Below are 14,614 nucleotides of genomic sequence, written 5' to 3'. Positions count from 1 at the left end.
TTAAAAGTTAGTTTTCTTAGAAAACCCTTCCCATTTTATAGGAATGGCAAATGAAGTTAGGAATTTCAAAAATTCAGAACCGAGTATCTCAACTTTTGTATTCCTTAAACCTAAGGTTTCTTGCCAAATGGCTATTTTATATCCTACTCATTGCTTTGGTTGTGGGATCAGTCTCTGCTTTTTTTTTAGTAGCACTAGATACAGTCACATCGATTCGAGAATCCCATATTTGGCTTGTTTATCTTCTCCCATTGGCAGGATTTACCATTGGTTGGTTTTATTTTCATTATGGGAAAAATGCCAACAAAGGAAATAACTTACTTTTGGAGGAAATCCATTCACCTTCCTCCATTCTTCCTATTCGAATGGCACCCTTTGTTTTACTAGGAACACTTGGAACTCATCTTGTTGGTGGTTCGGCTGGGCGAGAAGGAACTGCTGTACAAATGGGGGGCTCCATCGCTCACCAATTAGTTCGATTCTTTCCCATGAAGATTCATGAACAACAAACATTGATTATACTTGGAATGAGTGCTGGGTTTGCTTCTGTATTTGGAACTCCTTTGGCCGCGACTATTTTTTCAATTGAGGTCATTCGTATTGGAAGTTATCGAAATAAGTTGATAGTTCCGGCATTTCTTTCAGCATATTTGTCTCACTTGGTTTGTATGTTTTGGGGTGTATCTCATTCACAATATCCAAAAATTCCATTTGATTTTAATGGAACCATTTTTCTCTGTTTGGTGGTTTTGGCCGCTGTCTCAGGATGGGTAGCAAAACTTTTTAGTTTGATTCTGCATTACATTTCCCATTTGTTTTCTCAGTGGATTCATTATACACCACTACGGCCTCTTTTTGGAGGAGTTTTACTCGTGATACTGTTTATACTTGGATTAAACTCTGAGTATTTTGGTTTGGGAATACCCACAATTCAAAAAGCTTTCCATGTATCTTTGCCAAAGGAGTCTTTTCTTATAAAGTTATTATTAACTGCATTAACCATTGGTTCTGGTTTTAAAGGAGGAGAGGTGACTCCACTTTTTTTTATTGGCGCCAGTTTAGGAAACTTATTCGGGTATTTTGATCCTTCTCATCTTATTTTGTTTGTTGGTGTAGGATTTATATCAGTATTTGCTGGCGCTACAAATACACCTTTAGCATGTGCTGTTATGGGAATAGAATTGTTCGGATGGAGTTGTGGCATTTATTTTTTCTTATGCACAGGAATTGCTTATATTTTTTCCGGTCACACGAGTATTTACCAATCGCAAATGATTGGCAAAACCAAACCTTTTAGCCCATCTTCTGATTTAGGTAAAAAAATTTCAGAATTAAAAAAATAATTTTCAAATTGTCATTGCTCAATTTTTTTCAGAGAATATCTTCTTTGTTTCGGAGATACTCATGTTAGCTGAAAATAAAATGAAAAAATCATTTTTATCAAAACAAACAATTGTTGGTTTTTTATTTCTTTTGTTTCCCATTTTTTTGTTTTATTTTAGTGGAATTGGAGCCCGTTTGATTTGTGATGCAAAGGAATGTGTCCTCATTCGAAAACAATTCACACATAGTTCAGAAGATCGATTTAATCCCAGAGAAATCGATCGAATTGGATACAATTACCAAGGTGCAGGTAGACAAAGAACTGGTGTTAGTTCCATTGGTTTTTCTGGGTCTGACCTAGAAATCCACTTACAAGGTGGGAAAAACATTTTAATTTTTGGAACACCTGTTGGTTACCAGTTTGGAGATTTAGATTTTCGTAGTTTAGATTCCTTAAGAGAAACAGGCAATGTTTCTTCCTTAACTCTCCGAAGTTATAGTTTTGGCGGAAAACTTCTGTTTATTGGACCAACGTTAGTCGCCATAGGATATATTCTCATTTTGGTTTCTTTTGTAAGGCCAGTTAGCCCCGATTTGGATCCAAAAGTTTTAAGTAAAAATCGCTTATATAACTTAATTCTCTTTGCGGGAAGTTTATCGATAGTGACATTTTTATATTTATTTCTATGGAAATGCGCAAAATCCTATTTAATTTCTTAAAAACTAAATTTTGTATTTAAATTTTTGAAAATGAGGATACCTTTAGTTGTTCCTTTTTATATAAGATCATTTGGAAAAAAATATGAAAACTATTATAACGCTTTTTACTATCTTTTTAATATCTCTTCAGTGCAGTCGGTTTCAGTTTGGATCCAACCAAACAAAAGACGAAACCGCAGGCGCAGTGGTCACTTTCCTTCAAGGTAATATTAGTATTACTTCACAAGGAAAAGAAAACAAGGCTAAGATTGGAGATGTTCTTCGTCCCGGCGACCGAATCATCACGAAACTAGGCAGAGTGGACTTACAAACCTATCGAGGGGAGGTGATCCGAGTCAAAGACAACTCTGATATTTTGTTTCGAGACATTGCGGGTGAAACCAAAACAAATACAGACATACATATGTTAGCAGGAAACCTACTGGTTAAATCTGTAAAATTAAAATCTGGACAAAACCTCTCGGTAACTTCGCCTACAATGGTGGCAGGTGTTCGAGGAACCGTTTTTTCTTTTGAGTTAGACAAAGGTTCTGTGCCAAAAGTGAAAGTTTACGAAGGTGCAGTGTCCGTTGCATTTAAAACTTCTCCAAAGTTAGTTGAGATCAATGAAGGTCTTTCCGTGGAAAATTACAATCGTTTAGTGAAGACTTTGGAAGAGAACGAAGTTGTTCTGGAGCCAGGCGAAACATTGGAAGTAAATCCTAATTTAAACGAATTGGTATATTTGATCAATGCAAAAGTATCTGCCAATGCTCTAACCAATGAACAACTTACTGGATTTTTAGATTTGGACAACGGATTATCAAAATCACAGACTGTGATCAGTCCGCAAGAAAAGGCCGAAACGGAAACTCTTGTCTCCATTACTTCAGAAACCATCAAAAAACAAATCGAAAGACAAAATGCCAATCCATCAGAAATTTCAAAAGTGGATACGATTGAAAAAGAACATGAAGTCAAACGGGCAGAAGCTCTAAATCAAATTGCAAAAGATGCAGAAAAAGCTGGATTGGACAACGAAGAAGAAATTCACAAACACTATAGTATTCTCGAGACAATTCATAAGTCAAACGGAGAGGTGCTTTCCGGAGCCGTGGTTGCTCAGTTAGGTGATATTTTTATTGTTCATTCTACGAAAGGTGTTTTCCAGTTATCCGTAGACGATATTGAATACGTAGAATACCGAAACTTTAAAGTAAACACAAAGGCAAAAAAATAGAACTCAAATCATTTTGAGAATGATTCATAATATCCAGAGAGAAACCAGATAAAACCTAGGAGCTCTTTTTTTTAGAACAAAAGGGGTCCTTTTTTCTTTTTACAGATTAAAACGTACACTGGTCGCAGAACAGATCTTTGTTTTATTAGTTTATGTCGCAAAGACTTTCCTTATTTATTAAAATACGTTTTGAACAATTTGTTTCCTGGTAGATGTCATAACAATTTATGTTTCCAAAGGAACTTACTAGGAAATCTACGGAAATTTCTTTCGTATGAATGCATAGTAAGTTCGTATATCAGTTCAGATTTAGTAACAAAGTATAGGTAATATATTTACAAAAAATATAAACTAACTAAGATCGATCTTTATGAGTATACGACAAAGGGTCTCTTTATCCATTGCTGGAATTTTATTTGTTGGAATTGTTGTTTTAACTTCGTTTCAGATGTACCGAACCATCACAGACCTAAAAACAGAAATTAGAGAAAATGCAAACATTACATCAGAGAAGTGGTCCTTCGAAATCCAAGAACACTTAAACGCGATGATGGGTGTGATTCGCGGATACCGTTTTGCTTTGTTTTATACATCTCCTCCTCGCGAATCTATGATTAGCAGTATGAGAGAAATCTTGGAACGCAATGATGATATCTTCGCCATTTGGCTTTGTTATGAGCCGAATGCCTATGAAGGAAGGGATGCATCTTTTGTTGGAAAACCTGGACATGATAAAACGGGTAGGTTTATTCCCTATTTACACCATACAAGTGACGGAAAAATTAAATTAGATCATCTCGTTGATTATGACAATCTGAATGGACCCGGAGATTATTATCTCCAAGTAAAAAAAACTAACAAAGCGAAGGTTTTTGGTCCTTATGAATATGTAGCTGATGGAAAAAAAGTTCAGATGATTTCTCTTGTGGTTCCCATCTATCCGAAAGGTCAATTTAAAGGGGCCGCTGGTATTGACTTAGATGTTAATACCTTACAAGAAAAAATTGGTGATAGCCGTCCCTTTCGTGGACAAGGTCATATTGCATTTATTTCAGAAAAAGGAATATATGTGATGTATGGTCAGGACAAATCCAAACTTGGCAAAAAAATTGAAAATCCCGAACATCTAAAAATTTATTTAGAAAATCTAAAACTTGGTAAAACGTTTACCATTCAAAGTGATGGATATACTCATTATTTTTCCCCTTTTCATATTGGAAAAGATCCGCAATTTTGGGCACTACAAGTGAGTATTCCTGATTCTATTTTTAGTAACCAAATTACTAAGGTAATTTTGAGTTCTTCTTTTATATCGATCCTAATACTGATTGTAGTTTTATTTTTTCTAAATTTTGTATTTAAAAAACAAATCAGTGTTCGTTTACAAAATGCCATGAAATTTTCTTCTGAAATTGCTAATGGAAACCTAGCAATAAATGCAGAAGAAATCAACCAAGATGAGATTGGCAGTCTGTTACATTCAATGAACCAAATGAAAAATAGTTTGGTATCTATTATTGGCGATATCAAACAAACGGTGGAATCCTTAGGAAGCCAGTCGAATAAAATGGCCTCCACTTCTCAAAATTTATCGGACACCTCGCAAACACAAGCCTCGGCTGCTGAAGAATCTTCCGCAGCTGTCGAGGAGTTGTCAGCATCGGCAGATAATGTCGGTAAGTCGATGGAAGAAGCGGTTGTAAAAATGAAGGAAATTGATAGATCCGTTTTAACTTTAAGGGAAGAAGTTCAAAATATTAATAAAGAAATGGAATACCTTGCTAAATTTGCTTCTGAATCTAAAGAACATGCAGTCGTTGGGGAAACTGCCATGAATGAATCCACTCGTGCAATGGAAGATATCGGTGAAAAAGCGGAACGTATTAGCGAAGTTTTGGATATCATCACTGAGATCTCTGAAAAAACCAATCTTTTAGCATTGAATGCTGCGATTGAGGCTGCTAGGGCAGGCGACGCAGGCCGTGGGTTTGCTGTGGTTGCTGAAGAAATCGGAAAACTTGCCTTACAAACGGGAGCCTCTGTGAAAGAGATTGGAGATCTCGTCATTTCCACAAATTCGGCGGTGGAAAATGGAAACAAAAAAGTCACAGAAGCCGCCGAAGTTTTAAACTTACTCAATAGCCGAGTAAAAGAATTTGAGACCTCAGCAAAAAGAGTTCTTGGTTCTGTACTTTTACAAGAAAACAATGCAAAGGATATTGCTGAAAATTCAAATCTGCTTACTAATTTAAACCTACAAATTGAAGATGCTGTTTTCGAACAAAAAAGAGCTACCGAGGAAATTTCAAAAACCATCATTAGTATTTCCAATGGAACACAAGATGTGGCCAGTGGATCTGACCAACTAACGATTGTTGCAGGAGAAATTGCTTCGCAAGCGTCTTATCTTTCTACTCAGGTAGAAAGATTTAAGTTAAAATAGTTCTCCAATTTGGATAGATATTTGATTTATATTCTTTTTCGAATGGGTTCTTTTTAGTTCCCATTCATTTAGAATTTTTTTCCTAAACCTTTAACATTAGATCGCAAACACGGTTTGAAATGTAACCATTGTAGCTGTAGGACTTAAATCGTATCGATGGAGTGGGTCAGGCTCATTAGGATTGTTTTTTTGATTTCTGATTGCGTCACCTGCTCGGATGACTGTGGCACCAAACCAAAAAGAAACATTTTCAAAAGGTGTAATGATATAAATAAAGTTTAGTTCTGTCGCAACGAGGTTTCCCAATTGTGGTTTATTCGTATTGTAAGCTTGGTTATTAAAATAATCTTCAGTGGAAGCGGTTTCTCCTGTTGCTTTACTTCCTGCCACATAATTATTGTTATCATAATATCCGTCTTGTAATTTTACTTTATAATACCAGTGAGGATTGAATATAAATGTCCCGTAATGAGAAGTTTCATATTTCAGATGAATAGAGTAATCTTTGATATTTTGCCAAAACACAAGTCCAGAATTTCCGTTTCCCGCAAAGGGTAGTGCTCCGCCTGCCATCCTTCTTGTTGCAAACAAAGGATTGTATGTGGCAACACTCGAATCGTTACGATTGGGATCACCTGAGGCTTGTACATATTGAACGCCAATTCTAAATTCTTTTATGGGAGTATAACCGAGTTGGACGGCTACTATATTTGCTTTGTATTTCACGGCCTCCGAAAATGGTGGCGGTTCCCCCGTTTTCTCGTTGGTAACATAATTTCCTTTTTGATTCAACCAATCAGGACTCACTCTCATACCATTAAATCCGGTTTGCCAAGCTGCCTCTACCATCCAATCAATTCCTGTTCCGTCTGGTAGGAAATTGTTTTTGGTCCGATTGGTCAGTCGAAATCCAGAAGTATTCAATTGGTCATCACCGCGATAATTGCGCGTATCCGAGAGAACTGGTGGGGTAATTGCTTTTTTCTGTTGTTTGTATAAACTATAATTATATAAATCAAGTCCTAACCAGTCTGCGACTTTCCAGTTATAATGTACACCGCCGTAATATGCATCTCCAATTCCACCTAACTTTGTAGAATTATTGGAGACAAGGCTATTGGAATTGTTTTCAGCACCAATGACAGAACCAAATATATCTAAAGTATGATTACTTATTTTTCCAGTAAATCTTAGTGCATCAAAAGAATTTCCATTCAAACTATCGTTTCTGGATCCAAGAATTCTTCCGTCACCAAATTCTAAAATTTGCCTGCCAGTGCGGAGTCTGAAGTTTTGGTTTGTTGTTTTTAAATCTAAAAATGCTTCTCGAAAACCGGTAAAGTTATTTAAAACAACTTCTTTTTGTTTACTTGTATCAATCGTTGTCCCTGCGTTCGCGATGGCTCCATATTTCTGGTCTGCATTTCCCCCTGACACGACTTCACCTCCCCAAAGGCGTACATCTTGTAAGGTAACTTTGAATAAGACATTTTCGTTTAGATCACCTATCACATAAAACTGTGTTTGGTTTAGCGCATTGTTTCTGTTATCTGCTGTGGACTTGTCAAAATCTGTATTATAAAGAGAGTCTGCTTTCGGACGAATTCCAAACCCAACACGAAACTTGTCAGCAAACCAAAGTGATTTGTTTTCTTGGATTGCCTTTCTTTGTTTTGTTGTCACTTGCAAACTTCGCAAATACTCTCCCGAAAGATTTCCTATCTGCGGACTTACATACCCTTCTTTTTTTTCTTCTTTGGGAAGAGGGGGAACCTGTTCTAAAACTACAGGATCTTGTTTTAGGTTTGGGCCACTTGGTTCGGTTTGGGCAAAAAGTTCACCTGTCCCTAAGAAGAGGGGAACCAAAGGTACCGAAAGGAAAAGAAAGAAGGTTAATTTTGTGATTCGCTTGTCCATAAGTTAGGACAGTAACTAATCTACAGTTCAGGATTACAAACAAAAAATCAATATATTGGATATAAAATCTGTAAAAACAGAAATTATTCACTAAATTCTTAAATCTCTGTTTGGGTCATTTCAGGGGAACGCCTTCCTAGGCATAAAAAAAGGCCCCCTAAAGAGCCTTTTTCTTTTGGTCTAGTTTTTGACTAGGGAACGATTACTTAGAAAAAAATCGTTTCTCTACTTCGTCTGGAAGTTTTTGTCCTGTGAGTTTTGCTCTTTGGACTAGTTCCCAGAAATAACGATACGTGGCACGGTCATGAAGGTCTCCATCGTGTTGGATTGGTCCCCATTCTGCATCTTGTGCTTTGATTAAAATGTCACAAGCAGTTTGAGTTTCCGCAAAGTTAGGAGCCATTGCATCCAAAATGGATTGGATTTGCGCAGGGTAAATGGACCACATACGTAAAAAACCAAATTCATCATGCGCACGTTTTGCATCCGCATATGTTTGGTAGACATTTTTCAGATCCAAAGTTACGTTATGTGCTGGAATCACTCCATTCATAAGTGCCGCAGCCACTAGGTTTGCTTTTCCTCGGCGGAGAAGTTCGTGGTCAAACTGACCTGGTGACTTCATACAAGAAGCAGGGATTGCACCGTGGTGACCAGAGATAAAGTCCATAAGACCGAAATCCAAAACTTGCAACCAAGGTAGGCTTGCAATTTCGAATACATCATTTAAGGCACCGTGAGTTTCAATTAATACGTGGATAGGAATCTCTCTTTTGATTCCTGCTTTTTTACAAGCATCTTGGATGTAAGTGATTTGTTCTTTCACTTGGCTTGCTTTTGTAGGTTTTGGGATTGTAATGTAAGCAATTACATTTCCGGCACCAGGAACGATGATATCAATATCACCTCTCCAATGTTCGTTGGTATAATCATGGATACGAACTCCACTCATTTTGTGTTTGTTGAGTTCAGAATTTTGGATGCGAACAATCATCTCTGCATGTTCTTTTTCCTTTCCCGTTTGGGCACCGTCTTCGCAGTCCATCGTGATATCAAAAAGTCCGCCGAGTTTATTTTGTAACTCGAGAGCTTTGGTGATGAGTTTTTCAGATCCAGCGAAGTGTTCACAAGCAGGAATGATAGGGAAAGGTTTTTCTCCTGCAAAGAGAGCTGATTGCGGGTGAGTCAGTGCCATTTAATATACCTTTTTCAGATTTTTTTACCAAGTTTTGTGAATTTTACCTATCGTCGAGGAAATAATCGTAAAACAATAACCGCACCGTGTCAGGCCAAACCTCCCAGACAAGTTTCCACGGGCTGACATTCGCTTTCCTTTAAGAAATTTTGGGGCGAACCCTTTGTGCCAAAGGGCCGGGCCAGTCCGGGCTTCGCCTTTCGGCTCCGGTCGAAAATCGACTTCCCCTTCCTGTCCCTTTCGCAATTCTGGAAATTGAATTGGATCCAAACGATATTTATACACCGCCCGGCGGACCACCACCGCCAAGTCCGAATGTAAAATTCCTATTTGAAAAGTGGGGAGAAACAAACATCCGTAAACTTGTCTCTGACTTCTATGACCTTGTGGCTACCTCGGAAATTCGGTGGATGTTCCAAAGCGACTGGGATTTGGCGAAGGAAAAACAAGCAGATTTTTTAATACAAGTGTTAGGTGGCCCAAGTTATTATATAGAAAAATGGGGACCTGCCAGAATGCGGATGCGCCATTTTGTTTTTCCTATTTCTGAAAAAGAAAGAGCCGTGTGGTTTGATTGTTATGACGAAGCCTTAAAAAACTTCGATTTTGAACACGAAGACAAAGTTGATTTTTTATATTTTTTAGATGGATTTAGTGGTTGGATGGTCAATCGCAAAGATTCGATAAAGGATTAAACAGACTAACTAACAAACAAACATTATAGAATTGGATTCTATAGGTTTGGTTTGTACAAAAATTCTCCAGAGGGAGATAACTTTAGTTATGGTTTTCTAATAATTTAAGAATGACTGCTTTTTGGGCATCTAACCTGTTTTCTGCCTGAGTAAAAATAATCGAACGATCACTTTCTACCATTTCCCGAGTGATTTCATAACCGGCATGGATTGGCATATCGTGCATCACTTTTGCTTTTGAATTTTTTAAAAGTTCTGCATTCACTTGGTAAGGCATCATGAGTTGGATTCTTTCTTCTTTTTCTTTTTGGAATTTGGGATCATTGAAATATTCCATATCCACCCAAGTGTCTGTATAAACATAATCTGCATTCAAAACAGCTTCTTTAACATCGGTTTCCCAAGAGATAGTTCCTTTTGTTTTGGCTCTTTCCAGTGATTGTTTTACAATGGAATCTTCTGAGGCAATAGGAGTTACTAAAGTTAAATGGATCCCGAGCGCTGCCGTAATTTCGATAAGGGAATTGGCAACATTGTTGTGAACACCAATATAACAAATGGATTTTTTTTGCCAATCTTGTGGTGAGTCCATAACGATTGTTAGGATGTCCGCTAAAGATTGACATGGGTGAAATAAATTACAACACCCATTGATCACAGGAACCGTGGATCCTGACTTTAATACGAGTAGGTCCTCATGTTTTTTTAGCCTAGCCATAATGATGGCAACGTTACTAGAAAGATATTTCCCTTCAAAATCGATATCGGAAAGCAAAAAGTTAGAAGCCATCCAATCCAAAAATATTGCATGCCCACCAAGTTCTGTCATTCCTGCTTCGAAGGAAACTCTGGTTCTTGTTGATGTTTTTTGGAACAACATGGCAAGAGAGCGACCAGCCATATGTCCAGAGAAATAAACGCGATTTTTCTTTACATACACTGCAAACTCAAGGAGTTCACGGATTTCTCCATCACTCCAATCTTGCCAAGATATCAAATGTTTGACTTGGGACATAGCTTCCCAACTAATATCGGATCTTGCGGGAATCAAATCGAGAGATTCTCATAAGATTCTAACCCTAAAATCTTATTTTTTTCTCTTTTAAGCTACCGATTCGGCCATAGACCTTGCGATGATAAAATTAGGAAGGATCAATTCTTCCAAAAACTTAATTCCAAAGAGAACACCTTCGTCAGTTTCCTTTTTCCAGGCAATTTTCCCTTTAAAGGAAATTCGTGATCTGGTTAAATCACTTTCAATCACTCCGGCCACTAGGTCTCGGTCGTTTAGTATTATCTCTTGGTTTAAACTTCCGCTCACTCCGAGTTCTGAAATATTTCCAATTTTTGCGATCAGGAATTCCGGTTGGTCATTGATCGAAAATAGTTTTAAGACCAAATCATCCCAATCTAATGATTCAATGCGATCGGTTCTTCTTGTATTCAACATATACAACTCCTAAAGGTCTAGAACACGTATAAGCATAAATCGTGCCAATCGCGGAAAATAGGAGGTTTTTGCAGTTTGTCACTGGGATAAAATTGGGAAGACATCCATTTGCCCTAAATTGTTGCCTTTTCCACCTAGGCAAAAGGAGACTTTGTATGGGGCTTCATCAATCTGTATAGTGAGTATGCAATTGAAATGATTCTAAGTTTAGACTGAATTTATATTATTTCTAACTTGCCGATTCCGGTTCTTTTTAGGAAGATTCCAATTATATGCTGAGACAAATATTTACACCTTTATTCATTTCCATCCTACTCGTCACTTTCACCTATTGTGGGCCAACACAAGAAACCAAAGATTTGCAAGGGAAGGCCAAACAAATCATTGGTGCCTTACCTGAAAAAATGCCTGGCTCTGAAAATGATACAGCAGAGTTAGTTTCTTTGGGAAAAAAACTCTATTTCGAAAAAAAACTCTCCTTAAACGAAACTCAATCTTGTAACTCTTGCCACAATGTGGAAGGGAAAGGGGCTGGTGTGGACAATCTTCCTACTTCTCCCGGAGCTTTCGGTAAAAATGGAGACAGGAATTCTCCTACAGTTCTCAATGCTGGATTTCATTTTGTTCAGTTCTGGGACGGACGTGCTGCCGATTTAAAAGCCCAAGCCAAAGGACCAATTTTGAATCCAGTGGAAATGGCAATGCCTTCGGAAAAGGAAGTTCTAAAACGCTTAAGCGAAGATGCAGAGTATCCTAGTTTATTTGCAAAAGCTTATCCGGATGAAAAATCTCCTTTGACTTATGAAAACTTAGCAGGAGCCATCGCTTCCTTCGAAAGAACTTTGGTAACTTCTTCACGATTTGATGATTTTATCAACGGAGACTACAAAGCGATTTCACAAGCAGAACAAGAGGGATTTAAATCATTTATGGCAGCAGGATGTACATCTTGCCATTCAGGTAATTTACTCGGTGGAAATTCATACCGAAAAATTGGCCAAGTGAATGAATACAAAACAAACGATCTTGGTTTGTACAATGTAACTAAAAAGGCTGAAGATAAATTTTTCTTTAAAGTTCCTAGTTTAAGAAATATTGCTTTGACCGGACCTTATTTTCACGATGGGCAAGTTAAAACTTTAGAGGATGCGGTAAAGAAGATGGCATACCACCAATTGGGTATGAATCTTTCTGATGAAGAAACAAATAAAATTGTTACCTTCCTCGGAACTTTATCTGACAAAAACCGCGCCAATTAATTCCTTACTTTGATTGGTTTCTCCTTGGGTCCTAAAATTCATTTTAGTGGTCCAAGGGGGATTATTCCCCAACTGACTCAATTAATCCATAACCATTAAAAATATACTTTTCGGGGCAGAATTATAAGAATAATTAGACTATGTCCCCAACTTATAGAGACCAACTTTTCGCCTGGATGAAATCTTACGTCTATCGTTATTCGGAAGCACCCTTTCGTTTAGCAAGTGGCCTTGAATCCCATCATTATTTTAACTGTAAGGAGATTACTCTCCATCCTGAGCGCCTTGCGGCCCTTGCAGAATGTTTTGTGGAAGAAATCATTCCGAAAATGGGTGCCGACTTCCAGGCAGTCGGTGGACTTACGTTAGGTGCAGATCCATTGGCATATTCAATAGCCCTTGCCTATCAAAAAAAGGGGAAACTCATTTTCCCACTCGTTGTAAGAAAGGAAGCAAAAGGGCATGGAACTGGCCAACAAATAGAAGGTTTCTGGAAAGAAATAAAATCTTGTTTGGTCGTAGATGATGTAATTACTACCGGTGGATCGACACTGAAAGCAGTCCAAGCTTTAAGAGAGGTCGGGATTTCCGTAACCCAAGGGATTTGTATCTTAAACCGAGAAGAAGGTGGTGCAGAGAATTTGGAAAAAGAAGGTGTCCGGATGGAATCTATATTTCGCAAAAGTGAGTTTTTTTGAATGAGTATCCAAAAGATATTTTTATATGATGTAAGTTTATTTAGAAGCAAATTATTAAAAAGAACATGGGCGGTTATTTCGTTATTTGTGATTTTTGTTGCATATAACAGCTTGCAGGTGCCAAAAGAAGGCCGAATACAATTTTTTACTATTTTTGTCCCTTTGTTGGTTTTGTTTTTTTGGTTTCTGCGAAAAAATTTTTTAAAACAAGTTGAAATTTTATCATCGGGACGAATTGAAATCGAAGGTGGTTCCTTAAAACAATTTGATTCCAATGGGAATTGCGCCTCTCTTCGAATGAAAGACTTAGAACTCATCACAACTGATAAATTTCGTGGATACAATCGAATCGTTTTGGAAACAAAAGAAAAAATTTATCCACTTGTAAACATTGAGAATCAGGAAGAATTAGTTTCCCTTCTCGAAAAGGAATCTGGACTAAAAAGAATCAATGATCTTACGGAAGATCGGATGTGGACTATAAAAACACCTTTGTATTTTTTGCCAAGTATCTTGGTTTTAATCGCAACCTATCTCCCAATGCTAAGGGAAAAATTTCCAATCCTTACCAGTGAGTTTTTAGGATTATTTTTTAATGTTAATTTGATTATTTATCTTTTGTATTTACCTGAAAAACAAAACCATACAATCAGTCAGTTTTCATTAAAAAGACGGATGATTTTTATTAGTTTGGTAGTATTTTTCTTTCAGGTTTATATCCAATTAGATAAATCAGGTTGGTTAAAAAACTAATTTTAATTGTCTTGTTTTGATCCAACACTTTGCCTAAGTAAATTTAGTTTTGCTTGGGCATATCTTCTTAATTCAATCATTTCCGTTGCATACCTTTTTAATAGATTGTCTTGGTCTATTCTGTTTTCCATTAGTTGTAAAGTATCTCGAACATACTTGATATCTTTTTCATCTTTTAGTTTGCCCGACTGGATTAACTTTTTTACAACGTCGAACTCGTATTTTCTGAAATGTACACGTAACAAGAATTCGGTGGAAAAATTCTCTTTTGCTTTGACCCAGTTTTGATCTACTTTTTCTTTCGGTGCTTGTTCTTTTAATTGGTCTACCGCTCGTTTTGTTGGATCATATTCTTTGATTGCTGCGCTAGCCAAATCTTCTGATGCATTTACTTCATCTTTGAAAATTTCTTGTAATTTGGTTCGGCGCCATTGGTCCGTATACTCATAACTTTGTGCAGTCAACATCCTCTGAAATTCTTCGAGCATTACAGATACATTGATGGAACGACCTAGTGGCGTGTTGTTAAATTCCTTAATTTTTGGAAACAACTCGCGTGTGATTTGGAATGCTGATTTTCTTTTATAATTACTTGCTTCGTAAAGTTTTTCTAAAGATTCTTCTGAATGTCTTTTTAGTTCGTTCAAAATGAACGGTTCAGCAAATACATAAGCATCTTCACCGTAAACAAATAGGTTGGGATCAGGGGCAACTACAGAGACTATGAAAATATAATGGCTATCTCTAAGGGCTGTCAAAAGTTTTCTAAGGTCTTCTTCCGTTCTGGATAATTGTGAGGACCAAACTCTTAAATGAGTGTCTGAAGTTGGAATTTTTTCTCTTGATTCGAGGTTCTCTTTGCGAATCATTTCTGCAAGTTCCAAACAAACTTTGATACTTCCGGCCATGAATAGAACTTACTAAGAGCACATTTTCGGTAAA

Annotated in this window: 13 protein-coding genes; 8 read left to right on the top strand and 5 right to left on the bottom strand. The window is 37.2% G+C overall.

Annotation, left to right across the window (positions count from 1 at the left end):
* Window positions 1–50: 50 nt before the first annotated feature.
* The 4 genes from EHQ31_RS10300 (at window position 51) to EHQ31_RS10285 (ending at window position 5,705) form a co-directional block, all read left to right on the top strand.
* Window positions 51–1,343 (top strand): chloride channel protein, encoded by a 1,293-nt coding sequence (locus EHQ31_RS10300; RefSeq protein WP_135574508.1) that lies wholly within the window; start codon window positions 51–53, stop codon window positions 1,341–1,343.
* Between the two features lie 61 nt (window positions 1,344–1,404).
* Window positions 1,405–2,043 carry a hypothetical protein gene (locus EHQ31_RS10295; RefSeq protein WP_135574506.1) on the top strand — a complete coding sequence of 213 codons (639 nt, stop codon included), beginning with the start codon at window positions 1,405–1,407 and terminating at the stop codon, window positions 2,041–2,043.
* An 82-nt stretch (window positions 2,044–2,125) separates the two neighbouring features.
* Window positions 2,126–3,262 (top strand): FecR family protein, encoded by a 1,137-nt coding sequence (locus tag EHQ31_RS10290; RefSeq protein WP_135574504.1) that lies wholly within the window; start codon window positions 2,126–2,128, stop codon window positions 3,260–3,262.
* Between the two features lie 370 nt (window positions 3,263–3,632).
* Complete coding sequence (locus EHQ31_RS10285; protein ID WP_135574502.1) at window positions 3,633–5,705, top strand: methyl-accepting chemotaxis protein; 2,073 nt, start codon at window positions 3,633–3,635, stop codon at window positions 5,703–5,705.
* A 96-nt stretch (window positions 5,706–5,801) separates the two neighbouring features.
* Here the strand turns inward: EHQ31_RS10285 and EHQ31_RS10280 are convergent, their stop codons facing one another.
* Both EHQ31_RS10280 and EHQ31_RS10275 read right to left on the bottom strand, forming a co-directional pair.
* Window positions 5,802–7,622, bottom strand: coding sequence for an alginate export family protein (locus tag EHQ31_RS10280; protein WP_135574500.1), 1,821 nt, complete (start codon window positions 7,620–7,622; stop codon window positions 5,802–5,804).
* A gap of 202 nt (window positions 7,623–7,824) precedes the next feature.
* Window positions 7,825–8,817: an HpcH/HpaI aldolase/citrate lyase family protein gene (locus EHQ31_RS10275; protein ID WP_135574498.1), complete on the bottom strand. Its 993-nt coding sequence runs from the start codon at window positions 8,815–8,817 to the stop codon at window positions 7,825–7,827.
* Window positions 8,818–9,077: 260 nt separating this feature from the next.
* On the opposite strand from EHQ31_RS10275, the gene EHQ31_RS10270 reads away from it, so the two are divergent.
* Complete coding sequence (locus tag EHQ31_RS10270) at window positions 9,078–9,512, top strand: globin domain-containing protein (RefSeq protein ID WP_135574496.1); 435 nt, start codon at window positions 9,078–9,080, stop codon at window positions 9,510–9,512.
* A gap of 82 nt (window positions 9,513–9,594) precedes the next feature.
* Here the strand turns inward: EHQ31_RS10270 and EHQ31_RS10265 are convergent, their stop codons facing one another.
* Window positions 9,595–10,527: an ornithine carbamoyltransferase gene (locus tag EHQ31_RS10265; protein ID WP_135574494.1), complete on the bottom strand. Its 933-nt coding sequence runs from the start codon at window positions 10,525–10,527 to the stop codon at window positions 9,595–9,597.
* A gap of 87 nt (window positions 10,528–10,614) precedes the next feature.
* Window positions 10,615–10,962, bottom strand: coding sequence for an LEPBI_I2431 family sigma-54 regulated protein (locus EHQ31_RS10260; RefSeq protein WP_135574492.1), 348 nt, complete (start codon window positions 10,960–10,962; stop codon window positions 10,615–10,617).
* A gap of 272 nt (window positions 10,963–11,234) precedes the next feature.
* Here EHQ31_RS10260 and EHQ31_RS10255 point away from each other — a divergent pair, with 272 nt between their 5' ends.
* The 3 genes from EHQ31_RS10255 (at window position 11,235) to EHQ31_RS10245 (ending at window position 13,672) form a co-directional block, all read left to right on the top strand.
* On the top strand, window positions 11,235–12,221 hold the full coding sequence (locus EHQ31_RS10255; RefSeq protein ID WP_135574490.1) for a cytochrome-c peroxidase: 987 nt from the start codon (window positions 11,235–11,237) through the stop codon (window positions 12,219–12,221).
* A 140-nt stretch (window positions 12,222–12,361) separates the two neighbouring features.
* Entirely contained in the window at window positions 12,362–12,919 is a 558-nt protein-coding gene (gene pyrE / locus EHQ31_RS10250) for an orotate phosphoribosyltransferase (protein ID WP_135574488.1), read from the top strand.
* Window positions 12,920–13,672, top strand: coding sequence for a hypothetical protein (locus EHQ31_RS10245; protein WP_135574486.1), 753 nt, complete (start codon window positions 12,920–12,922; stop codon window positions 13,670–13,672).
* Window positions 13,673–13,674: 2 nt separating this feature from the next.
* On the opposite strand, the gene EHQ31_RS10240 is transcribed toward EHQ31_RS10245, so the two are convergent.
* Window positions 13,675–14,580, bottom strand: coding sequence for a hypothetical protein (locus EHQ31_RS10240; RefSeq protein WP_135574484.1), 906 nt, complete (start codon window positions 14,578–14,580; stop codon window positions 13,675–13,677).
* Window positions 14,581–14,614: the final 34 nt, after the last annotated feature.

It is taken from the genome of Leptospira montravelensis (assembly GCF_004770045.1).
In the GTDB taxonomy this organism is placed as follows: domain Bacteria; phylum Spirochaetota; class Leptospiria; order Leptospirales; family Leptospiraceae; genus Leptospira_A; species Leptospira_A montravelensis.
The sequence above is the reverse complement of the archived record's forward strand: the minus strand, read 5'-3'. Positions and strand labels throughout refer to the sequence as shown.